We start from the raw sequence: 22,421 nt of genomic DNA, 5'->3' as shown, positions 1-22,421 counted from the left end.
TCACACCGGCCCGAACCGGTACCCGAACCCACGCACCGTCTGCACGTAGACCGGCGCCGCCGAGTCGTCCTCGATCTTCGCGCGCAACCGCTGCACGCACGCGTCCACCAGACGCGAGTCGCCGAAATACCCGTGCTCCCACACCGACTCCAGCAACTGCTGACGGCTGTGCACCCGGCCCGGCGTGCCCGACAGCTCCAGCAGCAGGCGCAGTTCGGTCGGGGCGAGGCTGACCGGCACGCCGCGGTTGGTGACCACCAGCCCGGCCCGGTCGATGGTCAGCTCCCCGTGCCGCTCCAGCTCCGCCTGGTCGCGCCCCATCCGCCGCAGCACCGCGCGGATGCGCGCCTCCAGCACCCTGGGCTGCACCGGCTTGACCACGTAGTCGTCCGCCCCCGCCTCCAGCCCGGCCACCACGTCCATGTCGTCGCCGCGCGCGGTCAGCATGATGATCGGCACCTCCCCGGCGGCCCGGATGCGGCGGCAGACCTCGAACCCGTCCATGCCGGGCAGCATCAGATCGAGCACGACGGCGTCGGGAAGGTCGGTGCGCAGCCGGTCCAGCCCCTGCTCGCCGGACTCCACCGCCCGCACCCGGTGCCCGTGCCGGGTCAGGGCCAGTTCAAGACCCTCCCGCACGGCCGGGTCATCCTCGATCAACAGCACCCGCGACACCCCGCCGAGTTTCACCGCACGCTCCGTAACTCGCCCGCCGGTCAACTCCATCCACTCTCGACCGGCCGTGTCCCCGCCTCGTCCGCGCCGTGTCATGGTCGTGTCACGGTCGCGCCGACGGCGGCCGCCGTCGACCAACCATGACATTCGGCGCACAACGCGGGCACATTCGGCGCCAATCGTAGTCGTCCATGAACCAACCACACACGATCCCCCCTCGGCCCCGGGACCGGCTGTTCGCCGTGGTCACCCTGATGCTCGCCGCGCTACTGCTACCCGCGGCGTTCGCCCGCCGGCCCGGCCGCGCCCGCGAACTGGCCTGCCGCTGGGCGTTGAGCATGCGGTTCCCCGCCGAGGATCTCACCGGCCTCACCGACGGCGCCATGGCCGCGTTCACCGCGGCGCGCACCGAGGCGCTCTGGCGTCACGGCCAGATCATCGGCCTCACCTCCGGATACCGCGACCCCCTCGTCCAGCAACGGATGTTCGACGAACAGGCGCGCCGCTGCGGCTCCCACCCCTCGCCGCGAACACTCGTGCTCCCACCGGCGCAATCACCCCACGTCAAAGGCATCGCGCTGGACGTGCGCCCCCACGAAGGCGCGCGCTGGCTGGAGCGGCACGGCGCCCGCTACGACCTGTACCGCATCTACGACAACGAGTGGTGGCACTTCGAGCACCGCCCCGAATGCGGCGGCATTCCGCCCCGACGACACCCCCACCCCGGCGCCGGCCACATCGACGACGAGTGGACATAGCAGCCGGCCCAGTGCCATTCGGGTACCTCGACAGGCTCGCGCCCGAAACCCCGGAAAGAGATCCGGCGGGCACGACGGGCCCGCGCTGATCATGGACGCTCCGGACCGTCCGGCCGGAGGGCACGGCGCGGCGGCCGGGGCTCACACCGCCGAGGGGGCCCGCGGAGTCGTCTCACGGGCGCGGCCGACCAGCGCCCTGGCGTACACGCGCGGCGGCGTCACAGGGCGCGCGGACGGAACCGGAGACGGCGCGGTCGCCGACCAGTCCCCCGGGCGGCCGTCAAGGTCGGGCCGGAAGGGATGCTCCAGCCGGGTGACCTCCAGGACGCGTTGCAGGATGCCCCGGACGCCCACCAGTCGCAGCGAACCACCGGCGCCCGCTGTCCGCTCGCTCGCCGCGATCATGGCCTCCAGTCCGGTCGAGTCACAGAAGCGCAGGTCAGTGACGTCCAGCGCTAGGTGCGCGTGTCCGCGGCCGATCAGATCCTTGGCGCTCGCGACCAGGATGTCCGCCGTGGCCAGGTCGAGTTCCCCCGCCAGCGCCAGGAGGACGACGGGTGGCCGGTAGGCGATGGACACCTCGAATTGTGCGGCCATCTGTGCCCTTTCATCCGATTCGGGATGTAGGTACGAACGCTACCCGTCCCAGGTCAACCGGCCGGTAACGTCGCCGGCCCGCCAACACCCCGGAATGGTCGAGAATCCCTCATCAACACCAGACCGCCGTCAAAAGTGCAAAGCCCCCCAACTTGACAGCCCCACCTGCCCCACCCTTCAAGCGCCCTGGGCCCAAGACCGCCGCACCACCGCCCCGGACGCCAACCCGCACCACCGCCCCGGCCGCGCCACCCCGGAGACCACCCCGGCACCCGGGCCGCGCCGTACCCCTACCCAGGGGCCCCGCACCGCGCGGCACCCCTGGGATCACGCGGCGCCCCGTCGCCGCACCACGGCCTCACCCGGCGGCCCGCACCGCCCCGCCGTCCGGGTCACGCACCTCGCCACCCCGCGAATCACGCAGCACCCGCACCGCCAGCGCGGTCAACCACGCCATCCCGACCACCAGCGTCAGGCGCTGCAAGAGCCCGCCCACCGCCACCAGCCCGGGATCCTGCGCGAACGCCTTGGACGCCAGCACGAACCCCACCAGGAACACCACCGCCGACGCGGCGCTGTAGACGGCGAACCACCGATGCCCCGATTTGGCGAAGCGGTAACAGGCCACCAGAGCCGCCACCGGCAACCCCAGGAACACCGGAGTCCCGAACACACCGTGCAACGTCCCGTGGATCGTCGCCGCCGCGCCCTGCGGCACCGCCGGCGTCCCCGGCGGATATCCACTCCACGGATCGGTGGTGAACAGTGCCGAACCCACCAGACCTAATCCGGCCAGCGCGACCAGCAACGGCACCCATAGGCCGCCCCCGTAGAGCCGCATCGCCGGCCGCAGGGCGAACGCGAACACCAGCAACGACAGACCCACCATCAGGAAGTCCGCCACCTGGATCCACCCCAGTTCGCCGATGGCCAGCGAACTCACCGGATGCCGCAGCGCGCTGTACCCCTCAGGGCGGAGCACCGACCCCTCCAGCAGCCACACCGCCACGAACAGCGGCGGCCCGACCACTCCGAACGCCACCAGCTCCGGCCGAACCGCCCCACCGGAACGCCGCGCACTCGCACCGGACTCACCAAGAGCCATCCCGTCGCTCCAATCGTCGGCCTGACCCGGAATTGCAACGTACGGCCAACGCGATCGAAGCGCCAGATGCTCGATCGACCTTCAACGGGAAAAGGGCGGTCGAACCGCCGGGGCGCGCGTTCAGGCGCTAGTGGAACTTCCCTTTTGCCCCGCCTCTGGCCTTCTCTCCAGCCTTGGCCGGTTTGCCAGGAATGGCGGAAATACCCGGACTACCAGGCCTATCGGGCTTGCGCGCGGAGCCCTTGCCTTTCGCGCCGCCGCCCTTTCCCCCCTCACCCTTCCCCTTACCGGACCCCTTCTCCTTCCCGGACCCCTTCTCCTTCCCGGACCCCTTCTCCTTCCCGGACCCCTTCTCCTTAGCGGGCCCTTTCCCCCCACCAGGCCCCTTCGCCTCACCGTGCTTCTTCGTCCGCCCGGCGCCGGACGGACCTCCCGGCGCCTTCTTCACCGACCTCACCCCCTCCGGCCGTCCCCCGCCCAAGAGGGACACCGCCTCCGGGCGCGCCGCCCCGCCCCGCGAGCCCGTCCCACGACCCCCCGGCGCACGACCGGCACCCTCCCCCGTCCGATCCGCAACCCGCTCGCCGCCGGTGCCAGGCTCCTCCGCGACAGGCCGGGACGGCGCCACCGTCACCCGCACCGCCTCCGGCGCCGCCGCCATCCCCTGATCGACCGCAGGACGCAGATAGGCCAGCCCTCCGACGACCAGCCCGCCCAGCAGCAGCGTGGCACCCGCCGCGGCGAACAGGCGGCGCGGCGCCGGCAGGGAGACCGCCTCCGGCGACAAGGCCCGGCCGGCCATCGCCATGGGCCGCGACAGCCCCCCAGGACCGGACACCACACCCGTCCCCGACGTCGAGCCCCGCACCGGACCCGCGCCCGCCTCCGGGATCGGCATCGGGGCCGACACGGCGGTCGGCACCCCCACCGGCTCCGTCGCACGACCGGACGCGACCTCGCCCAGCAGGCGGGCCACCTCGGACGCCCGCATCCGGACCGCCGGGTCCTTCACCAGCAGCCCCTCGATCACCGGAGCCAGCGCCCCCGCGCTCTGGAACGGCGCCGCCTCCTGGTACAGCACCGCGGCCAGCGTCGCCAGCATGTGCCCCCGCTGGAACGGCGACCTGCCCTCGACCGCGAAGTACAACGTCACACCGAGCGACCACAGGTCCGACGCCCGCTCGGCCCGCCCCCCGAGCGCGCGCTCCGGGGCGATGAACGCCGGCGTCCCCACCAGCGTCCCGGTCCTGGTCACCGGCGAGTCCTCCTCCAGCGTCGCGATGCCGAAGTCGGTCAGCACCGCGTTGCCGTCCGCCGTCACCAGCACGTTGTCCGGCTTGACGTCCCGATGCAGCACCCCCGCCTCGTGCGCGGCCGTCAGCGCCGCCAGCACCTGCAGGCCGATCTCGGCGACCCGCCGCGGCGGCAGCGCGCCGTCCTCACGGACGATCGCCCCGAGCGTCCGTGAGGGCACCAGCTGCATCACGATCCACGGATGGCCGTCGTCCTCGAAGACGTCATAGACGGCCGCGACGCCCGGATGGCTCAGCCGCCCGGCCGCCCGCGCCTCGCGGAAGGTCCGCGTCGTGAAGATCTCACGCTCCGGCTGGGTCAACTCCGCCGAGCCGAGCAGCTCTTTGATCGCCACCTCGCGGAGCAGCAGCTCGTCCACGGCGCGCCACACGACTCCCATGCCACCCTGCCCAAGGGGTTCCAGGAGCCGGTAACGTCCCGCGACCACACGTCCGGAGCTACAAGTATCGGCCATGAGCCCATCGCTACCCCAATAGGGCGCGCACACTCACCACAACATCACAACGGCCTCGCAACACTATTGATCACCGTGAACACCGCGACGGCCGCCCCCTCCCCGCAGGTCACGAATATTGATCGTTCGCGCAGGCCCAGGTGATTTTCCCGAACAACACGCCGACGGGACCCTCCTGTCGCACGAATGCGCCGCCGCCGAGGAGTCGCAAGGGTCGGTTCGTCGTTGCGGGTTGATTGGTCTGAGGAATTTATAGGTGGTTGTACATATTCAGCGCCTTTACATTGTAGATCAAAGCGCTGTCGGGAGTCGCGGGCCCAGTTCTGAGAACGGCACGGGGGCCGATGGTCCGGCCACCGATCGGAGAACTCCATCAGCACCCCGGCCGGCGGATGTCACTTCCCTGCCGTGCCGGGTTGCCCGCCGGTGGACTCCTGATGGATGTCCGCGTAGGTGCGCGAGTCCTTGATCAGCTCGTCGCAGAAGGCGGCGACATCGTCGCCGATGAGCTCCAGGACTCCCCTGCCGGCCGCGACGCCCTCCTGGAAGAAGTCGAGGATGCCGGAGAACAGGGATCCGTCGGTCAGGTCCAACGCTCCGACCTTGAACAGGTACCTCTGGATCTCCTTGTAGACGATCCGATAGTCGGGCGGGAGCGCTTTGACCCGGGCCATGTGCGCCCGCCATTGCCTCTTGCCCTCGATGATGTCGTGGATGCCCACGTCAGCCTCCCAGCCGGCCCAGTTTCCTGGCGACGTTCTTGTTCAACCGCTCGCGCCACCGGTCGCGATAGCTCCGAGCCCCCTGCCCGCCCGCCAGGGCCGCACAGAAGCCCTTGATGTCCTCACCCAGCACCTCGTGAATGCTCTGCCCATCGGCCGCCGTCTCTTCGAGCAGCCCCAGAGCACCGTCGAGAATCGGCATCAGGTTTCGGCCGGTGAAGTCCCCATAGGGGAACAGATGGCACTTGATCTGTTCCCACGCCGCCCGGTAGTCGGCCGGCAACGCCTCGGCCCGGGCTTCGAAGGCATTCCATTCCCTGGTCAGATCGCTGCCCGTCATGGTCTCCCAGAGGTTCATCTCCCGCCCTCTCTGAGCTTGTCGATCCGCGATGTGATGTACTCCCACTTCGCCCAGAAGGTCGCGAGCTGCGCGCGCCCCGCGTCGTTGAGTGCGAAGAACTTGCGCGGCGGCCCCAGCTCGGACGGTCGTTTCGCCACCTCGACGAGCCCGTTCTTCTCCAGGCGCAACAGGATGGTGTAGACGGTCCCCTCGATGACGTCGGCGAAGCCGAGTTCGTTCAGCCGGCGCGTGATGGCGTACCCGTAGGTCTCCTCGCTGTCGATGATCTCGAGCACGCAGCCCTCGAGCGTGCCCTTCAGCATCTCCGTCAGGTCGTCCACCGTGAGTCCTCTTCGGTATCCAGTACTCGGTAGCACCAAGTACCACTACAACGTACCACAGAGTAGTGAACCGGCAAGGCCCTGATCTCCGAGGCGTGCTCGCAGGCGGCCGTCGGCCGGGCCTGGCACTCCGGCGCGCGCACGCCGCCCGACGCCGATGTGCCCGGCGCCGCCCCACCCGGCGGTGCCCCCCGGGCGCACGCCTGCGGGCGCCGCGCCCGCCATCGGACGCGACGCCCGCAAGGGGTCAGGTGGAGGTGGGGTCAGACCCTCTGCCACAGGGCCGGGACCTTCGGCGGCTCCCAGCCCACCAGTGCCGTGTGCGCCTGGAGGCAGCGATACCGCAGGCCGTCGTAGGTCACCTGGGCGCCCACCGCGTACGCGGTGCCGGCCGCCCACGTGCCGCCCGGCGCGGGAGTCGTCGGAGTCGGGGTGGGAGTGGGCGTCGGCGTGCGGGTCGGCGTGGGCGTCGGGGTCGGCTGCGGGTTGCCGCCGCCGCCGATCTGCAGGTCGACGCAGGAGTAGAACGCGTTCACCGTGTCGGCGATGTTCCAGATGGCCAGGACCTTCTGCCTGCCGCTGAAGCCGGACAGGCTCACGGTGTGCGAGACGGTCGCCCCCGGCTGCCGGCCCCCGTCGTCGAACACCGCCACCCGGGTGTTGCCGATGTAGTACTCCCAGGTGCTGGTGGCGTGGCGGGCGGTGAGCACCCAGTTGAAGGTGACCGTGGAGCCGACGGAGGTCGCCGGCCACGACTTGCCGTCGTCGCTGAGCTGGGCGAAGCGCGCGACCCCGCCGTGACAGTTGCGCTGCCCCTTCGGCCCTTCGACGCTCTGCGGCTCGTAGATGATGTCGCCGCAGCCGGTGACTCGGCCCTGGGCGCACATGGCCTGCCGGCTCGGCGGCGAGTTCACGTACCCGTGGGCCAGGGCGGGCGAGGCGGCGAACACCGTGATCCCGGCCGTCATCAACGCCGTGACCACCACCAAGATCGTTCTTCGCATGCCGGACTCCTTCGCTGGGGGGTGCGGCAAACATAAAAGAAACTTTCTTAAGAGTAAAGGCCCAGGACGGTGATGGTGAGGGCGGATGTCAAGGCCCGCACGCGTTGCGCTCCCCATGAGCCCCGTGTTACCACTGGCACACCACGCCGTGCGCCGCCGGGCAGGGCCGTACGGGCGAAGCTCCCCTCGCTCCCCCGTCGAGAGAGACCGGCCCATGCCCCTGCCTCCATTCCGCAGAGCGCGTCTCGCGCTGCCCGCCGTGCTCCTGCTGGCCGGCACCGCGCTCAACGTCGCCGGCGCCGCCCCCGCCCAGGCCGCCGGCGAGACCGTCAACGTCTGGCTCACCACCACCTCCGACGCCGCCGGCCGCACGGTGACGCGCGGCCTGCAACAGCAGGCGCCCATCGGCTTCACCGCCACCAGCCCCGGCGCCGCCCAGACCATCACCGTCGACGAGAACACCACCTACCAGCAGTTCGAAGGCGGCGGCGCCTCGGTCACCGACTCGGCCGCCTGGCTGCTGAACAGCAGCGGCGTGCTCAGCGCCGGTGCCCGCGACACGGTGATGCGCAGGCTGTTCGACCCCGTCCAGGGCATCGGCCTGGGCTTCCTGCGCAACCCGATGGGCTCCTCCGACCTCGCCCGCTCCAGCTACTCCTACGACGACACCTGCTGCGACCTGTCGGGCTTCTCCATCGCCCACGACCTGACCGACATCGTGCCGCTGACCAAGCAGGCCAAGGCGCTCAACCCCGCACTGAAGGTCATGGCCTCGCCGTGGAGCGCGCCCGCCTGGATGAAGGACAACGACGCCTGGAGCCAGGGCTGGCTGGAGGCGCAGTACTACGGCATGTACGGCGAGTACTTCGCCCGGTACATCCAGGCATACCAGGCCCAAGGCGTGCGCATCGACTACGTCACGCCGCAGAACGAGCCCACCTGCTGCGCCGGATACCCCTCGATGAACTGGAACGCCTCCGGGCTGCAGTACTTCATCAAGAGCGCGCTGTGGCCGGCCTTCCGCACCGCGGGGATCACCACCAAGACCCTCGTGCACGACTGGAACTGGGACGGCTGGAACACCTGGGGCGCCCCTCTGCTGGCCGACACCGCGATCCGCGACGACCCGCTGTTCGGCGGCATCGCCTGGCACGGCTACGGCGGGGACGTCGGCACGCAGAGCACGGTGCACGACCAGTACCCGAACGTGAACGCGTACATGACCGAGCACTCGGGCGGCACCTGGATCGGCGACCAGCACCGCGAGGACATGAACAACCTGATCGACTACACCCGCAACTGGGACCGTAGCTGGATCAAGTGGGGGCTGGCCATGGACCAGGCCCACAACCCGCACAACGGCGGCTGCGACGTCTGCACCGGGCTGGTCACCGTGCACAACGGCGACGCGCGCCACGGCCAGGTCGACTACACCATCGAGTACTACACCATGGGCCACCTCACCAAGTTCGTCAGGCCCGGCGCCTACCGCATCGCCTCGACGGCCGGCTCGGCGGTGAAGAACGTCGCCTGGCGCAACCCCGACGGCTCCAAGGCGCTGATCGCCTACAACACCACCGGCAGCGCCCAGTCGGTGAAGGTCAACTGGGCCGGGCAGTCGTTCACCTACACCCTGCCCACCCGCACCTCGGCCACCTTCACCTGGCCGGGCACGGCCTTCGCCGGCGGCCGGCCCATCTCCGGCTACGGCGGCAAGTGCGTCGACGTCGCCGGGGCCTCCGGCGCCAACGGCACGCAGGTGCAGCTGTACACCTGCAACGGCAGCGCCGCCCAGCGGTGGGCCACCGGCGTCGAAGGCAGCCTGCAGGCGCTGGGCAAGTGCCTGGACGTGGCCGGGGCGAGCAGCGCCAACGGCACCAGGGTCCGGCTCTACGACTGCAACGGCACCGGCGCCCAGCAGTGGACGGCGGCCTCCGACGGCACACTGCGGGTGCTCGGCAAGTGCCTGGACGCCACCGGCCCGAGCTCGGCCGACGGCACGCCCCTGCAGATCTGGGACTGCACGGGCGCCGCCAACCAGAAGTGGTCTCCGTAGGAGTGAGGCCGGAATGCGAGCGAGACATGCCACGGCGATCCGCGCCGAGGTGAACCGGGACGTATTCGCCACCCCTCGCCGGCCGGATCACTCTGGAGCGGCGCATGTCGCGGACGCCGACTCATGTCTCGTAGTCGAGCGCTTTCCGCAGATGGAAGTCCGCCACGTCGAGCATCCACCGCCGGTTCGGGGAGTCGCCCTCGGCGATGCGAAGCGGGCCGCCGACCAGGTCCAGGTGCATGACGTACTGGTAGTACCTCATGCGCCGCGGGTCGAGGCCGGGGTCGCGGAGCGTCTCGTAGTGCGGGCCGAAGCGCATCCGCATCCAGCAGTGCTCCACTTCGATGTCGGCGTACATCAGGCCCTCGATGTCGATGATGACGGGTTCCCCGTCCGGCCCGACGAGCGTGTGTTGCGCGCAGAGTTCGCCGTGGACCACGCCGAGCTCCGCGCGCGGCTCGATTGCGGCGTGAAGGACGCGGAGCTTCTCCTCCAGCATCGCCTCGCCTCGCGCCGCGCGGACGTCACGGGGCACGGCGGTGGCGATGTTCACCAACGTGCGCTCCAGGTATGCCTGCTCGCAGGTCGTGTCCGGCGGCGCGCCCCCGCCGTCGATCCACGCCACCCGCCCGAACGCCGGCGCGCGGTAGGCGTGCATGCGCCGAAGCATGTCCGCGAGCCGCGCGAGCGTTCGCCGGCCGGCGTCCGGATCGCGTTCCAGCAGCGCCTCCAGCGTTCCGCCGCGGACGTCCTCCGCGACGGCGATGTCGCCCGGGTACAGATTCCTGCCGCGGTCGGCGAGCAACAGCCGCGGCGAACGAGCTCCGACCGCTTCCAGCCGACGGGTGGCGCCCTCGAAGAAGGAGATGCCGGAGGCGTGGGCGAACGGGTTCGACGGGTCGTCGTGGCCATCGGGAAGCAGCCCGTCCCAGTAGTCCTCGTCGGCGTTCCAGACATAGACGATCGTGCTCGTGGCGTCGTCCAGCGTGACCCGGTAGACGCCCTTCTTGCTGCCGTTGAGCAGCCGGTCGACGCCCGCGATGCGGCGGTCGGAACCGAAGACCTCCCGCATCACCGGGGTCAGGGATCCGGCGTCGGCGAATTTTCGTGCGGCGGTCATCTCTGGTCCTCCTCCGGAGCGCTCGTATTCCGGTCCCCCATAGTCCCCTACCTCGGCGGCAACGAGCCTCTTGACTCCAAGTGGCCGCAGGGCGTTGAATCCTCTCATTAAACAAGAAACCTTCCTAAGAGTTTCGGGGCTGCCCACCCGAAGCGCAAGGAAGGACCGACCCCGGGCGAGGTCCCTCTCGCCTCCGTCCCCGCACGACCACAGGAACAGCACAGAACACGGCACCTCCCCCCACGCACGAAGGAAGCGACACCCCCCATGAATCCGGAACACTCCGGCCGTTTCCGCTCCCCCTCCCGACTCCGTTCCCGGGTGCTCACGGTGGCCGCCGCCGCGGCGCTGCCCCTGCTCGCCACCGGCCTGATCCCCGCCTCGGCGGCCACCGGCCAGATCACCGGCTACGGCGGCAAGTGCGTCGACGTCGCCGCGGCCTCCAGCGCCAACGGCACGCAGGTGCAGCTGTACACCTGCAACGGCACCACCGCGCAGCAGTGGACCACCGGCTCCGACGGCACCATCCGCGCCCTCGGCAAGTGCCTGGACGTGGCCGCCGCCAGCAGCGCCAACGGCACCAAGGTCCAGCTCTACGACTGCAACGGCAGCGCCGCCCAGGTCTGGACCGCCCAGAGCGACGGCACACTGCGCGCCCTCGGCAAGTGCCTGGACGCCACCGGCCCGAGCTCGGCCGACGGCACGCCCCTGCAGATCTGGGACTGCTTCGCCGGCGCCAACCAGCAGTGGACCCTCCCCGGAGGCGGCACCACCCCGCCGCCCACCCCCGGCAAGATGGCCGGCGCGCCCTACCTCTACATGGGCTGGGGCAGCCCGCCGAGCGCCACCTCGGTCATGAGCGCGACCGGGGTGAAGTCCTTCACCATGGCCTTCATCCTCTCCGGCGGCGGCTGCACGCCGATGTGGGACGGCTCGCGCCCGCTCACCGGCGGCGCCGACGCGCAGACGATCTCGGCCGTCAAGGGCGCGGGCGGCAGCGTCCAGGTGTCCTTCGGCGGCTGGTCGGGCAACAAGCTCGGCCCCAACTGCTCCTCCTCCAGCGCCTTCGCCGGAGCCGTCCAGCAGGTCATCAACGCCGTCGGCCCGGCCGTGGTCGACTTCGACATCGAGAACACCGACGAGTTCTCCAACTACACCGTCCAGGACCGCATCCTCGGCGGACTCAAGATCGTCAAGCAGAACAACCCGAACGTCAAGGTGGTCCTCACCTTCGGCACCGGCACCAGCGGCCCCAGCGGCGACGGCATCCGCCTGATCAACCAGTCGAGGGCGCTGAACGTCCCCATCGACAACTACACGATCATGCCGTTCGACTTCGGCGGCGGCGCCAACATGTACCAGAGCACCGTCAACGCCTCCGAAGGGCTGAAGAACGCCCTCAAGAGCGCCTGGGGCTGGACCGACGCCCAGGCCTACGCGCACATGGGCATCTCCGGCATGAACGGCCTGTCCGACCAGCAGGAGGTGACCTCGACCGGGACCTGGACGCAGATCCGCGACTGGGCCAAGTCCAAGGGCCTCACCCGCCTGGCCTTCTGGTCGGTCAACCGCGACCGTCCCTGCCCGGGCGGCGGGGTGTCGGAGACCTGCAGCGGCGTCTCCCAGAACAACTGGGACTTCACCCGCATCACCGCCGGTTTCTGACCGGCCCGTCCGACCGCGGCCGCCGTCACGCACACCGATGGCGGCGGCCGCCCGGCCCGGCGGCACGCCACAAAGCGTCCCCGCCGGGCCTTTCCCGTCCCCGCGGGCCGTAGCGGCGGGCTCATCGCGACCACGGCCCTGGCGCGGGGGCGGCGGGACGGAGCGTCCGCGCACCACGCCGGGTAGAGGACCATGGAGAGCATGAACTTCGTCCTGACCGCCTGGCACGAACCCGAGCCGATCACCAGGGAACGCGCGAGGGAGATCCACGCGGCCCTCGGCCGCGGCGACACCACGGCCGTCCGGCCCCACCCAGGAGTCGCGGCCTTCGCCGGGGGCCTGCCCGAGGCCGAGGCCGCCTCCCCCGAGGCCGAGGCCGCCTCCCCCGCGTACGCCGTCGTCACCGTCGGCCTGGACAGGTCCGACGAGGTCGCGCGAACCGCGTTCGCCCTGGCCCGCGCGTGCGGGCTGGTCTGCTACGACCCCCAGCGCCACCTGGTGCACAACCTCGCGCCCACCGGCTCCTTCCGCGAGATGCAACTGCACACCGGCGACGGCATGGTCATCACCGACCCCGATCTGGGGCTGGTGTCGGACGTCCTCGCCACCCTCTCGGCGCAGAACCCGTTCGCCGCCCTGGTCGTGTTCGGCCGGCACTTCCTCCAGGTCTCCCCCGAACCCGGCGGATACGAGCTGGAGTTCAAGGACAGCCCGCGCGACCTGCTCCTGCGCACCCACGTCACCGGACTGAAGGCCCTGCAGGAGTCCTTCACCGACTACGCCACCGGCGACCACACCTTCCTCGAACGCCACGACTGGCATCAGGCCTGATCATGGGTCCGTTCGTCGCTGTGGTTCTGATGGTGGTTTCTTTGCAGTGTGTCCGAGCGGCCTCCTTTACAAAGTAAGTCAATGGTGAGCACGGTAGCGGAGGGAACGGCACGGTGAACGAGGGCGACGGCGACCACGGGAACGCCGGAGATCACGGGGACGCGGCGCGCACGGCCCCGCGCAAGCGGGCCGACGCCCGGCGCAACGAGGCGGCGCTGCTCGACGCCGCCGCGGCGGCCTTCGTGGCCTCGGGGGTCGAGGCGCCGGTGCGCGACATCGCGGCCAGGGCGGGGGTCGGCGTGGCCACGATCTACCGCCACTTCCCGACGCGGGCCGATCTGATCATCGCCGTCTACCGGCACCAGGTCGAGGTGTGCGCCGAGGCCGGTCCGGCCCTGCTGGCCGCCGGCCCGACCCCGCACGCCGCACTCGGGGCGTGGATCGACCGGTTCGTCGATTTCCTGGTCACCAAGCACGGGCTCGCAGCGGTGCTGCGCTCCGACGACGCCGGGTTCGACGCGCTGCACGCCTACTTCCTCGACCGGCTCGTGCCGGTGTGCGCCGGCCTGCTCCGCGCCGCGGCCGCCGCCGGCGAGATCCGCGCCGACGTGGACGCCTACGAGCTCATGCGCGGCGTCGGCAACCTGTGCATCGGCGCGGACACCGATCCCCGCTACGACGCGCGCCGGCTGGCCGGCCTCCTCATCGCCGGCCTGCGCCTGCCGTGACGGCCGCTCCACGGAGTGGAACCGCCCGTCAGGGATGAAGAGGGGACCTTAGCCCCTAACCGGATCCCCCCTCGCTCGGGCAGGCTGTGACGCGTGAAGATCGATGCTGCCGGCCTGCAGGTGCTCTCCCGGGAAGAGTGCTTGGAACTGCTCGCCTCGACCCCGATAGGACGGATCGTCTACACCGACCGCGCCCTCCCGGCCGTCCAGCCTGTGAACTTCCACCTCGACGGCACGAGCATCGTGATCCGCACCGGGACGGGCTCCAAGCTCGCCGCCGCCGCGGGCAACGCGATCGTGGCGTTCGAGGCCGACGAGATAGACCCGCGGGCCCGCACCGGCTGGTCGGTGACCGCTGTGGGGCACGCGCGCGCCGTGAGCGACCCCGAGGAGATCGCCCGGCTGTCGGAGCTGCCGCTGACCCCGTGGGCGCCGGGCGGCCGCGAGCACTTCATCGTCGTGTCCACCGAGCAGGTATCCGGGCGGCGCATCCGGCGCTAGCCGAGCGGCACGCTCCAGGTCAGGCGGGTGCCCCCGCCCGCGGGCGCGTCCAGCTCGAACGTGCCGCCGAGGCCGGCCGCCCGCTCCTCCAGGTTGCGCAGCCCGCTGCGCCGTCCTCCCCCGGACAGGCCGACGCCGTTGTCCTCCACGATCAGGGTGAGCCGGTCGTCCCGCGTCCGCGCCACGACCTCGGCGCGGGTGGCCTTGGCATGGCGCACGACGTTGGACAGCGACTCGCTGAGCACCGCGAGCACCTGCTCGGCGAGCCGGGGCGGCACCTGGTTGTCGAGCTGGCCCTCCATGCTCAGCGCGGGCATGAACCCCAGGTGGCCGCGCGCGTTCTCCACCACCTCGACGATCTGCGCGCGCAGGCTCGGCCCCGCGGCCTCACGCGGCGTCTGCAGGGCGAAGATCGTGGAGCGGATCTGCCGGATGGTGTTGTCCAGCTCGTCGATGGCGCTCTGCAGCCGGGAGGACGCCTCCGGCCGCTCCACCAGGCGCACCGCGCTCATGAGCGTCATGGCGACGGCGAACAGGCGCTGGATGACGACGTCGTGCAGGTCCTTGGCGATGCGGTCGCGATCCTCCAGCAGGCCGAGCCGCTCGGCGTCCTTACGGGTCTCGGCCAGCTCCAGGGCGACGGCGGCCTGCCCGGCGAAGGCCGACAGGGTGCGCAGCTCCGAGTGGCTGAACGGGATGCGCCCATGCCGTTTGCCCAGCGAGAGCACCCCGCGCACCGCGCCGGCCGCGCCCAGCGGCACCGCGACCACCGGTCCGGGCATGGGGTGGTCCTCCAGGCCGTCGAGGATCTCGCTCTCCCCCGCGTTGTTCAGCATCAGCGGCTCGCCCCGCACGAACGCCCTGCCCTCCAGGGACACCCCGACCGGCACCTCGTCGCCCGGCCGGCGGGCGCCCGGCTCGCCGTCCCGGATGACCACGCGCAGCGTCTTGCCGCCCTCGTCGCCGTCGTCGGGCAGCAGGATCGCCGAGACGTCGGCGTCGGCCATCTCGCGGGCCCGGCGCGCCATGAGACTCAGCACCTCCCCCGGGTCGGCTCCCGACAGCAGGCGGGTGGTGATCTCCGAGGAGGCCTGCAGCCAGGTCTCGCGACGCCGGGTGTCCTCGTACAGGCGGGCGTTCTCGATGGCGACGCCGGCGGCGGTGGCCAGGGCGACCACGATGGCCTCGTCGTCCTCGTCGAACTCCCCTCCCCCGCGCTTCTCGGTGAGGTAGAGGTTGCCGAAGACCTTCTCGCGCACCCTGATCGGCACGCCGAGGAAGCCGCCCATGGGCGGGTGGCCGGGCGGGAAGCCGGAGGACTCCGGGTGCTGGGAGATGTGGGTGAGCCGCAGCGTCTGGGGCTCCTTGATCAGCAGGCCGAGCAGGCCCAGCCCGTGCGGCCAGTGCTCGATGCGGGTGATCTCCTCCTCGCTCAGCCCGACCGGGACGAACTGCACGAGGGTGTTCTCCTCGCCGATGACGCCCATGGCGCCGTAGGTGGCGTCCACCAGGGTGGTGGCGGTCTCGACGATGCGGTGCAGCACCGTCTCCAGGGCGAGGTCGCTGCCCACCGACACCACCGCGTCCAGCAGGGCGTGCACGCGGTCGCGGGTGGCCAGCACGGCCTCCAGCCGGACCCGCAGCTCCGACAGCAGGTCGTCCAGCCGCATGTTGGGGATGACTGAACGCGACTCGTTGTCCGTCATACGAGGAAGTGTCGCACCGACCGCGTCCGGTGCCGGACACAGGGCGATGCAGGGATCGCGGCGCGTCCTCCGGCCGCCGATGACCTCCGGCTCAGGGCGCGGGTCCGGCGCCCCGCCGGCGACCCGGAGCCCGGTCACCGGCGGCGGGTTCGGAGGGCGGGGCCGGCCCCGTGGGCGGGGGCAGGACGACGACGGGGCAGAGCGCCTGGTACAGGAGGGCGTGGCTCACCGAGCCGAGCACCAGCCCGGTGAGGACGCCGCGCCCGCGCGAGCCGACGACCAGCAACTCGGCCCGCGCGGACGCCTCGGCCAGCACGTCCACCGCCTCCCCGCTCACGACCGGCTCGCTCACCTTCACCTCGGGGTGCAGTTCCCTCCATCGGTGGCAGGCGGCGGGCGGCGGCCCCTGATTTCCCCCGCCGGGGCCGTTCCCGAGGTGCACGACGACGAGTTCGACCTGACGCAGGGCCGCCTCGGCGAACGCGAACCGCAGCGCCTCCTCGCCGGAGCCGGGGCCGTCGACGCCGGTGACGATCTGCGGCCGCGCGCCCTGCGGCACGGGCCGCACGACGGCCACCGGGCACGGCGCGCGCCCGGCGACGCCGAGCGCGACCGACCCGAGCAGCAGTCCGCGCAGGCCGCCGAGGCCGTGGTTGCCGACCACGAGCAGCTCGGCGGCGCCCGCGGCCTCGATGAGAGCCGCACGGGGGTCGCCGGGCAGACGCACGTGGCTCATCTCCGCGCCGGGGGCGACCCGGCGCGCCTGATCCAGCGCCTCACGCAAGATCGCGTCGGCGCCGTCGCGCATCCATCGCGCCACCTCGGCGTAGGGCCCGGCCCCGGCCTCGGCGGCCCACGCCGGCATCGCGTGCGCCACCAGCAGCCCGGCGCCGCGCAGCGCCGCCTCCCCGGCGGCCCAGCGCGCGGCTTCGAAACCGGCCGGGGACCCGTCGACTCCCACCACGATCATGACGCCCCCCGCCTTTTGCACCGTTCCATTCCATCGGCCGGCACGCCGGGGGGAACAGAGCCCAAGGTCCCTTCCGCATATACGTCCCAAGACGGTTCGGAGTGGGGCGAACCACGCCGTTCACGCCGTCAGGCACGAAAACCCCTTCAAGCGAAGCGAGGAGACCGGGCGGGCCACGTGTGCGCCCCGCCGCCCGCGGCGAGGGAACCGGCGGGCGCCCTACTGCGGCGGTCGCAGGGGTGGACGCCGGTGCCGCGCGGGCGGACGGCGTCCGGGGTCTAGGACCTGGTGATGCGGCGGCCGGTGATCTGGACCGGGTTGACGCGGACGTACAGCCGCCGCTCACCACCCGCCCACGGCTCCACGCCGGAGGCCCGCACGGCGGCGAGCTCGTCCTCGGCGGACACCCGATGGGCCGCGCCCTGGATCAGCACACTCCAGCCCACGCGGTCGTCGGCGTCGAAGTCGTCGACCTCGAAGGCGACCTTCAGCTCGACGCCCGCCACCCCGGTGCTCAGGTCCTCGTCGAGCGGGCCGCCGAAGGCCGTGCGGAACAGCACCGACTTCTCGTACATGACGTAGGTCACCGGCAGGATCACCGGACCGGTGGCGGCCGTGAAACCCACCCGGCCGATGCCTCCCGGCGCGATGAGCCGCAGGCATTCCGCGAGATCGAGCTCTTCCAGCGACGGAGGGGCGACGCGGTCGTTCATCTGAGTCTCCAACTTCGGGGCCGGTGTCATTGCTCCATGGTCGCGCCGCCGCGGCGGGTGGCCACAGGGACGAAGTACCCTTCCACGCGGGACCCACGTCCCTTCGGTCCCGCCTTCCTCCCGGACCGACCCTCCCGGGACGGCCGGTCCCTCGGTTCCCCTGCCACCTCCGCGGACGCCAGGAGTAGCGTCGGAGATGGCAGGCGCGCTCGCGCGCGCACAAGGGGGTGCCGATGTCCTACGGAACGGCCTCACCCGGCGACCTTGGACGCCGCCTCGCCTACCACCGGCGCAGGCTCGGCCTGACGCGCCGCCAGGTCGCCGAACGCGCCGGGGTGGTGCCCGGCTACGTGCAGTATCTGGAGACCTATCCCTCCCCCCTCGACGAGGGCGTGCTGCTTCGGCTGGCCGCGGCTCTGGAGACCACGGCCCTGGAACTGCTGGGCGGGAACGCCGACCGGCCGCCCTGTCAGGGCGGGCCCGCCGGGCGGCCCGTCCTTCGCCCGCTCGGCCGCGACGAGTGCCTGCGCCTGATCGCGCCGGGCGGCGTCGGGCGCGTCGCGTACGCGGGGTCCACCGGCCCGGCCGTCTTCCCTGTCAACTACGTCTTCCACGGCGGTGCGATCGTCTTCCGCACGCGGGCGGGCGGGCCGATGGACCGGGACCTGCGCGGCGGCGTCGCGGGCGTCGCCGTCAGGGCCGGCTTCGAGGTGGACCGCATCGACGAGGCCGAGCGCCGCGGCTGGAGCGTGCTGGTGCAGGGCCCGGCGCAGCACCTGGCCCCCGATGCGACGCCACCGCAGGCCGCCGTCCTTGACGTGCGGCCATGGGCGAGCGGCGAGCGCGACCAGTGCATCCGCATCATCGCGCAGGAGGTCTCCGGCCGCCGCATCGAGGGCATCTGACCGACGCCGCGCTCATCCGCCGGGAGGACGCCTGGGCGGCAGCACCGGCTCCAGGCGGAACAGGCCCGCGACCACCTCGGTCGGCCCGGCCGCGCGCGCCGGCCGCCCGGCGACCGCCTGCAGCACGTCGGTGGAGGTGACCAGCCCCTCCAGGGTGCCGGCGGCGCCCACGACGGGCACGACGTCGACGCAGGAGTCCACCATCGTCGCGGCGACGCTCGCGAGCCCCGTCCCGGGGGCCACGTGGGGGCAGCGCCTGCCGCCCAGAAGCTGCCGCACCTGCTCGCTGGACTGCTCGGCCGGACCGCCCGACCAGTGGGAGGCGATGTCCTCGCGCCTGAGGACGCCGAGCACGTGGGAGCGGGCGTCCACCACGGGCAGGTGGTGGACGCCTCCGCGCCTCATCAGCTCCCAGGCCATCAGGGGCGACTCATCGGGCCTCACCGTGACGACGACCCGGCTCATCACGTCCGCCGCGGTCATGCTCGCGATGTCCATGGCGCCTCCTTGGGCGAGTGCGGCGGGGCCGTGACGGCTCGCCCGTCACCTCATCGAACAACGCGGCGCAGGGCGGGCGCAGGGGCCGAACGTCCCGCCCTGCCGGGACCTCCGGCTCCCAGCCGTCCTCACCCTCGCACGACGGCTCGCGCGCCGCCGGGCTGAGCGGTCCGCGGGGTCCGCGGAGCGGGGATCGGCGCGGCGGAACTCGCGGCCGAGGGCGGGCGCAGGTGGTCCAGGGCCGAGCGGAGCCGGGCGCGGACGGCCGCGTCGGTGACGCGGCCTTCGGCGTCGAAGTGCCCGAAGGCGGGGGAGATGGCGAGGTCGGCGCCCTGGACGTGCGCGCCCGCGGCGGCGAGGGCCCGCTGCAACCGGGTCTGGGTCCACATCGCCTCGTGGTGGCGCAGGCAGGAGGTCACCACCAGGGCCGGCTTGCCCAGCAGGACCGTGCCGCCGTGCTGGGAGGCGATCCAGTCGAGCGCGTGCGTCAGCTGTGGGGGCAGGACGCTGTGCGCGGGGGCGGTGATCAGTAAGCCGTCCGCCCGGGCGAGCCGGTCGCACAGGCGCGAGAGCGGGGACGGCAGCGGGCCTTCCTCGACCGGCGGCACCCGCTCCAGGCCGTCCCACACCGCGAGCTCCGCCCGAGCGGGGAGCTCCCGGCCCGCCGCCTCCAGCAACCTGCTGACGTAGGCGTTGGACAGGACGCTTCCCGCGATGCCGACGATTCTCATGCTCTCCCATCTCTGCCGCGTCCCCGCGACGCTCCGAGGGAGGGCGGGCCGCAGGCATGGCCACCGGACCTGGACCGCCCCCCGCTGTCCACCGGATGCCGCTGCCCCAGGAATCGCGGGACGAACATCGGCGGGGGTGTCTTCGAGTCCTTTTCCGATCTCCGGCGGGCGCGGGGAGGCGGCGGCCGCACCACGACCCCCGCGACAAGATTCCCTACGGCATGTGGTCGACTGCCTATAGGGGGATTTGGCATGGGTCCGGGGCACCGATGGCCGGTGAAACGCCGTCTGACGCTGTACGCCGGCGTGGTGGCGGCGGTGCTGTGCGCCCTGCTGGCCGCCGTGATCCTGGTCGCCGTGCACATGACCACCACGGCCTACCTGACCAAGGAGATCATGGGCACGGCGGGGCGGGTGGGCACCGAGGTGGACCGCGGCAACATCCTGGACCCGATCCCGCACGGCCTCATCTACGACATCCAGGTGATCGACCCGATGGGCAAGGTGGTGGCGGCGTCCAAGGAGATGGAGGGCAAGCCGCCGATGGCGGACCTGCACCTGCGGGACGGCCGGAGCGGGATCACCGCGACCGTGTGCGACGGCCCGGCCTTCGCACGCGATGAGTGCTCAATCGTGGTCGGGGAGCAGGTGTTCCTCGCGGGGCGGGTCTGGACGATCTACACCGCCGCCCCGGTGGTCCCTCCGCTGACCCACCCGCTGGTGGCCGCCTCCGTGATCGGGGGCGCGCTGCTGCTGACCGCGGGGATCGCCTACGGCACCCACCGCGCGGTGTCGGCGTCGCTGTCCTCGGTGGACGCCATCCGGACGGAGCTGGACGAGATCAACGCCGACTGCCCGGGACGGCGGGTGCCGACCCCGGACAGTGAGGACGAGCTGCGCGACCTGGCCGAGAGCGTCAACCTCACCCTGGGGCGGCTGCAGTCGGCGATGGAGCAGCAGCGCCGCCTGGCCTCTGACGCCTCCCACGACCTGCGCACGCCGATCGCCGCCATACGCGCCGAGGTCGAGGACGCCCTGATGGACACCGATGACCACGACTGGCAGGCGACCAGCCGGGCCGTCCTCAGCGGGCTCGACCGGCTCCAGGCGATCGTGAGCGACCTGTTGACGCTGGCCCGCCTGGACGCCGGCACCCCCGGCGCCAGCGACCGGGTCGACCTGGCGGAGCTGGTGATGAGCGAGATGAAGAGCCGGCACATGCCCAAGCGGCTGGAGCTGGTGCTGGGCGAGGGAGCGGAGGTGGTGGCCGACCGGGTGCGGCTCGCCCGGCTGGTGACCAACCTGGTGGACAACGCCGTGCGGCACGCCGAGACCACGGTCACGGTGAAGGTGCACCGGGGCCCCAGGCCCGGCGGCCCCGGCCACGCCTTCGGCGCCGCGGTGCTGGAGGTGCTGGACGACGGGGGCGGCATCGCGCCCGACAAGCGCGAAGTGGTCTTCCAGCGCTTCACCCGCCTCGACGCCGCGCGCAGCAGGGACACCGGCGGCACCGGTCTCGGGCTTCCCATCGCCCGGCAGATCGCCGAGATGGCCGGGGGCACGCTGACCATCGAGGACAGCGCGCGCGGCGCGCGGTTCGTCCTGTGCCTGCCCCGGGCGCCCTCGCCGGGCGAGGAGCGCCCACCGCCGACGCCCGCCCCGGTGACCGGCACGCAGGGTCAGGCCGGCCCGCTCGCGGAGGGGTCGCCGCCGGCCGGGTAGGGGGTCACGCCGCCGAGCTCGCCGGGCAGGCGGGCGAGCGAGGCGCGGACGGAGCGCTCGGCCGCCGCCAGGTCGTCGCCGGCGCCGACCATCAGGCCGGTGAGCTGGGCCTCGAACACCACGTCCGCGTTGCAGGGATCGATGAGGTACTCGCCCAGCTCCAGCGTGACCAGCCCATGGACGGCGGTCCACAGCAGATGGGCCGCCAGCTCGGCGTCGCCGGCGCGGAAGCGGCCGGCCTCGATGCACCGGGTGGCGCAGCCGACCACCGTGCCCAGGGTGTAGCGGCCGTGCTGGCGGTCTTCGTCGGTGAGCGAGAACCCGGCCGGCCGCGCGCCGCCGAACATGACGGCGTACAGGTGGGGGTTGGTCACGGCGTTGCGCCGGTAGGCGCGGCCGAGCAGCGCCATGTCCGCCACAGGGTCGTCGGTGGCCTTGACGTGCGAGAAGTAGGCCTCCAGCCGGGCGAACCCCTCGAGCACCATCTCGCGGACCAGGCCGCTCATGCCGCCGAAGTTGGTGTAGACGGTCATCGTCGAGCTGCCCGCCTCCGCGGCGACGCGGCGGGCCGACAGCGCCTGGGGGCCCTCGCCGGCGAGCAGGCCGGCGGCGATGTCGACGAGGGCGGTGCGCGTCTGGGGGTCGGTTCGGCGTGGACTCATCTTGACAGTATGGCATAACGGCGTTATTTTTTTCATAACGCTGTTATGCCAGCCGTCTTCCCGGAGGTTCGATATGACCGTCGCCGAGCACAGCGCCGCCGTCGCGGCGTCCGGTCGCGGGCCGCACGACGCGTCGCTGACCGTCGACGGGGCCCTTCCCTCCGGCCTGGAGGGCGCCCTGGTGTGCACCTCGGCCCACCCGGCGGACGGCGCCGTCCCCGCCTCCCGGTCGCCGCTGGTGTACGGCGTGCGACTGTCCGGCGGCGCCGCCCGCCGGCTGACCCTCCCCTCCCCCGCCCCGGG

General features: G+C 72.1%; 24 protein-coding genes. 9 read left to right on the top strand and 15 right to left on the bottom strand.

Translation table 11 applies throughout. The features are described from left to right. Positions 1 to 675 carry a response regulator transcription factor gene (locus ABZU32_RS35965; RefSeq protein WP_354852627.1) on the bottom strand — a complete coding sequence of 225 codons (675 nt, stop codon included), beginning with the start codon at positions 673 to 675 and terminating at the stop codon, positions 1 to 3. A gap of 191 nt (positions 676 to 866) precedes the next feature. Here ABZU32_RS35965 and vanY-N point away from each other — a divergent pair, with 191 nt between their 5' ends. Next, positions 867 to 1,433: a D,D-peptidase/D,D-carboxypeptidase VanY-N gene (vanY-N, locus tag ABZU32_RS35960; protein ID WP_354929877.1), complete on the top strand. Its 567-nt coding sequence runs from the start codon at positions 867 to 869 to the stop codon at positions 1,431 to 1,433. Between the two features lie 141 nt (positions 1,434 to 1,574). Here vanY-N and ABZU32_RS35955 read toward each other — a convergent pair whose 3' ends face one another. The 7 genes from ABZU32_RS35955 to ABZU32_RS35925 all read right to left on the bottom strand — a co-directional run bounded on the left by ABZU32_RS35955 (position 1,575) and on the right by ABZU32_RS35925 (position 7,310). Continuing rightward, the gene (locus tag ABZU32_RS35955) at positions 1,575 to 2,030 is read right to left on the bottom strand and encodes an STAS domain-containing protein (RefSeq protein ID WP_354929874.1); all 456 of its coding nucleotides are present in this window, start codon (positions 2,028 to 2,030) and stop codon (positions 1,575 to 1,577) included. A 358-nt stretch (positions 2,031 to 2,388) separates the two neighbouring features. Next, positions 2,389 to 3,072 (bottom strand): DUF998 domain-containing protein, encoded by a 684-nt coding sequence (locus ABZU32_RS35950; protein ID WP_354852633.1) that lies wholly within the window; start codon positions 3,070 to 3,072, stop codon positions 2,389 to 2,391. A 190-nt stretch (positions 3,073 to 3,262) separates the two neighbouring features. Continuing rightward, complete coding sequence (locus tag ABZU32_RS35945; RefSeq protein ID WP_354929871.1) at positions 3,263 to 4,903, bottom strand: serine/threonine-protein kinase; 1,641 nt, start codon at positions 4,901 to 4,903, stop codon at positions 3,263 to 3,265. Positions 4,904 to 5,298: 395 nt separating this feature from the next. Continuing rightward, positions 5,299 to 5,625: a DUF1048 domain-containing protein gene (locus ABZU32_RS35940; RefSeq protein ID WP_354929868.1), complete on the bottom strand. Its 327-nt coding sequence runs from the start codon at positions 5,623 to 5,625 to the stop codon at positions 5,299 to 5,301. Position 5,626: 1 nt separating this feature from the next. Further along, a complete protein-coding gene (locus tag ABZU32_RS35935) occupies positions 5,627 to 5,983 on the bottom strand; it encodes a DUF1048 domain-containing protein (protein WP_354929865.1) in 357 nt (118 codons plus the stop codon). Next, positions 5,980 to 6,306, bottom strand: a complete 327-nt coding sequence (locus ABZU32_RS35930) for a PadR family transcriptional regulator (protein WP_354929862.1) — start codon at positions 6,304 to 6,306, stop codon at positions 5,980 to 5,982. The genes ABZU32_RS35935 and ABZU32_RS35930 overlap by 4 nt, the downstream gene beginning before the upstream one ends. 263 nt (positions 6,307 to 6,569) lie before the next feature. Further along, complete coding sequence (locus tag ABZU32_RS35925; protein WP_354929859.1) at positions 6,570 to 7,310, bottom strand: lytic polysaccharide monooxygenase; 741 nt, start codon at positions 7,308 to 7,310, stop codon at positions 6,570 to 6,572. Positions 7,311 to 7,524: 214 nt separating this feature from the next. On the opposite strand from ABZU32_RS35925, the gene ABZU32_RS35920 reads away from it, so the two are divergent. Further along, complete coding sequence (locus ABZU32_RS35920) at positions 7,525 to 9,366, top strand: ricin-type beta-trefoil lectin domain protein (RefSeq protein ID WP_354929856.1); 1,842 nt, start codon at positions 7,525 to 7,527, stop codon at positions 9,364 to 9,366. Positions 9,367 to 9,487: 121 nt separating this feature from the next. Here ABZU32_RS35920 and ABZU32_RS35915 read toward each other — a convergent pair whose 3' ends face one another. Then, positions 9,488 to 10,486, bottom strand: coding sequence for a phosphotransferase (locus ABZU32_RS35915; protein WP_354929853.1), 999 nt, complete (start codon positions 10,484 to 10,486; stop codon positions 9,488 to 9,490). 267 nt (positions 10,487 to 10,753) lie between these two features. Between ABZU32_RS35915 and ABZU32_RS35910 the strand changes: the two genes are divergently transcribed. The 4 genes from ABZU32_RS35910 (at position 10,754) to ABZU32_RS35895 (ending at position 14,211) form a co-directional block, all read left to right on the top strand. Beyond that, positions 10,754 to 12,151 carry a ricin-type beta-trefoil lectin domain protein gene (locus tag ABZU32_RS35910; RefSeq protein WP_354852647.1) on the top strand — a complete coding sequence of 466 codons (1,398 nt, stop codon included), beginning with the start codon at positions 10,754 to 10,756 and terminating at the stop codon, positions 12,149 to 12,151. 201 nt (positions 12,152 to 12,352) lie between these two features. After that, on the top strand, positions 12,353 to 12,982 hold the full coding sequence (locus ABZU32_RS35905; RefSeq protein ID WP_354929850.1) for a hypothetical protein: 630 nt from the start codon (positions 12,353 to 12,355) through the stop codon (positions 12,980 to 12,982). Positions 12,983 to 13,197: 215 nt separating this feature from the next. Then, positions 13,198 to 13,710, top strand: a complete 513-nt coding sequence (locus tag ABZU32_RS35900; protein ID WP_354852714.1) for a TetR/AcrR family transcriptional regulator — start codon at positions 13,198 to 13,200, stop codon at positions 13,708 to 13,710. 93 nt (positions 13,711 to 13,803) lie between these two features. Then, positions 13,804 to 14,211, top strand: coding sequence for a pyridoxamine 5'-phosphate oxidase family protein (locus tag ABZU32_RS35895; protein ID WP_354852650.1), 408 nt, complete (start codon positions 13,804 to 13,806; stop codon positions 14,209 to 14,211). On the opposite strand, the gene ABZU32_RS35890 is transcribed toward ABZU32_RS35895, so the two are convergent. The 3 genes from ABZU32_RS35890 to ABZU32_RS35880 form a co-directional block, all read right to left on the bottom strand. Then, positions 14,208 to 15,917 (bottom strand): GAF domain-containing protein, encoded by a 1,710-nt coding sequence (locus ABZU32_RS35890; protein ID WP_354929847.1) that lies wholly within the window; start codon positions 15,915 to 15,917, stop codon positions 14,208 to 14,210. The two genes, ABZU32_RS35895 and ABZU32_RS35890, sit on opposite strands and share 4 nt — an antisense overlap. A 91-nt stretch (positions 15,918 to 16,008) precedes the next feature. Continuing rightward, complete coding sequence (locus ABZU32_RS35885; RefSeq protein WP_354929844.1) at positions 16,009 to 16,887, bottom strand: universal stress protein; 879 nt, start codon at positions 16,885 to 16,887, stop codon at positions 16,009 to 16,011. 278 nt (positions 16,888 to 17,165) lie between these two features. Further along, positions 17,166 to 17,600, bottom strand: a complete 435-nt coding sequence (locus ABZU32_RS35880; protein ID WP_354852654.1) for a pyridoxamine 5'-phosphate oxidase family protein — start codon at positions 17,598 to 17,600, stop codon at positions 17,166 to 17,168. 233 nt (positions 17,601 to 17,833) lie between these two features. Between ABZU32_RS35880 and ABZU32_RS35875 the strand changes: the two genes are divergently transcribed. Then, a complete protein-coding gene (locus ABZU32_RS35875) occupies positions 17,834 to 18,505 on the top strand; it encodes a pyridoxamine 5'-phosphate oxidase family protein (protein WP_354929841.1) in 672 nt (223 codons plus the stop codon). 12 nt (positions 18,506 to 18,517) lie between these two features. On the opposite strand, the gene ABZU32_RS35870 is transcribed toward ABZU32_RS35875, so the two are convergent. After that, on the bottom strand, positions 18,518 to 19,003 hold the full coding sequence (locus ABZU32_RS35870; protein WP_354852658.1) for a CBS domain-containing protein: 486 nt from the start codon (positions 19,001 to 19,003) through the stop codon (positions 18,518 to 18,520). Between the two features lie 128 nt (positions 19,004 to 19,131). After that, positions 19,132 to 19,734: an NAD(P)H-dependent oxidoreductase gene (locus tag ABZU32_RS35865; RefSeq protein ID WP_354929838.1), complete on the bottom strand. Its 603-nt coding sequence runs from the start codon at positions 19,732 to 19,734 to the stop codon at positions 19,132 to 19,134. Between the two features lie 276 nt (positions 19,735 to 20,010). Between ABZU32_RS35865 and ABZU32_RS35860 the strand changes: the two genes are divergently transcribed. Next, positions 20,011 to 21,456: a HAMP domain-containing sensor histidine kinase gene (locus ABZU32_RS35860; protein WP_354929835.1), complete on the top strand. Its 1,446-nt coding sequence runs from the start codon at positions 20,011 to 20,013 to the stop codon at positions 21,454 to 21,456. Here the strand turns inward: ABZU32_RS35860 and ABZU32_RS35855 are convergent. Beyond that, the gene (locus ABZU32_RS35855; RefSeq protein WP_354852664.1) at positions 21,414 to 22,118 is read right to left on the bottom strand and encodes a WHG domain-containing protein; all 705 of its coding nucleotides are present in this window, start codon (positions 22,116 to 22,118) and stop codon (positions 21,414 to 21,416) included. The genes ABZU32_RS35860 and ABZU32_RS35855 overlap by 43 nt on opposite strands. A 73-nt stretch (positions 22,119 to 22,191) precedes the next feature. Between ABZU32_RS35855 and ABZU32_RS35850 the strand changes: the two genes are divergently transcribed. Then, positions 22,192 to 22,421, top strand: a 230-nt coding sequence (locus ABZU32_RS35850; RefSeq protein ID WP_354929832.1) for a hypothetical protein, incomplete at its 3' end; no start/stop codon positions are given.

It is taken from the genome of Sphaerisporangium sp. NPDC005288 (assembly GCF_040607475.1).
Lineage (GTDB): Bacteria > Actinomycetota > Actinomycetes > Streptosporangiales > Streptosporangiaceae > Sphaerisporangium > Sphaerisporangium rhizosphaerae.
Note: the sequence above shows the minus strand (reverse complement) of the source record. Positions and strands in the feature narration are given on the sequence as shown.

Excerpts from the sequence above, each read along its gene's own strand:
- ABZU32_RS35905 (WP_354929850.1), top strand. The coding sequence starts at position 12,353 with ATGAACTTCGTCCTGACCGCCTGGCACGAACCCGAGCCGATCACCAGG.
- ABZU32_RS35880 (WP_354852654.1), bottom strand. The coding sequence starts at position 17,600 with ATGAACGACCGCGTCGCCCCTCCGTCGCTGGAAGAGCTCGATCTCGCG.
- ABZU32_RS35890 (WP_354929847.1), bottom strand. The coding sequence starts at position 15,917 with ATGACGGACAACGAGTCGCGTTCAGTCATCCCCAACATGCGGCTGGAC.
- ABZU32_RS35875 (WP_354929841.1), top strand. The coding sequence starts at position 17,834 with ATGTCCTACGGAACGGCCTCACCCGGCGACCTTGGACGCCGCCTCGCC.
- vanY-N (WP_354929877.1), top strand. The coding sequence starts at position 867 with ATGAACCAACCACACACGATCCCCCCTCGGCCCCGGGACCGGCTGTTC.
- ABZU32_RS35935 (WP_354929865.1), bottom strand. The coding sequence starts at position 5,983 with ATGAACCTCTGGGAGACCATGACGGGCAGCGATCTGACCAGGGAATGG.
- ABZU32_RS35945 (WP_354929871.1), bottom strand. The coding sequence starts at position 4,903 with ATGGCCGATACTTGTAGCTCCGGACGTGTGGTCGCGGGACGTTACCGG.
- ABZU32_RS35910 (WP_354852647.1), top strand. The coding sequence starts at position 10,754 with ATGAATCCGGAACACTCCGGCCGTTTCCGCTCCCCCTCCCGACTCCGT.
- ABZU32_RS35870 (WP_354852658.1), bottom strand. The coding sequence starts at position 19,003 with ATGGACATCGCGAGCATGACCGCGGCGGACGTGATGAGCCGGGTCGTC.
- ABZU32_RS35855 (WP_354852664.1), bottom strand. The coding sequence starts at position 22,118 with ATGAGTCCACGCCGAACCGACCCCCAGACGCGCACCGCCCTCGTCGAC.
- ABZU32_RS35865 (WP_354929838.1), bottom strand. The coding sequence starts at position 19,734 with ATGAGAATCGTCGGCATCGCGGGAAGCGTCCTGTCCAACGCCTACGTC.
- ABZU32_RS35885 (WP_354929844.1), bottom strand. The coding sequence starts at position 16,887 with ATGATCGTGGTGGGAGTCGACGGGTCCCCGGCCGGTTTCGAAGCCGCG.
- ABZU32_RS35925 (WP_354929859.1), bottom strand. The coding sequence starts at position 7,310 with ATGCGAAGAACGATCTTGGTGGTGGTCACGGCGTTGATGACGGCCGGG.
- ABZU32_RS35920 (WP_354929856.1), top strand. The coding sequence starts at position 7,525 with ATGCCCCTGCCTCCATTCCGCAGAGCGCGTCTCGCGCTGCCCGCCGTG.
- ABZU32_RS35915 (WP_354929853.1), bottom strand. The coding sequence starts at position 10,486 with ATGACCGCCGCACGAAAATTCGCCGACGCCGGATCCCTGACCCCGGTG.
- ABZU32_RS35955 (WP_354929874.1), bottom strand. The coding sequence starts at position 2,030 with ATGGCCGCACAATTCGAGGTGTCCATCGCCTACCGGCCACCCGTCGTC.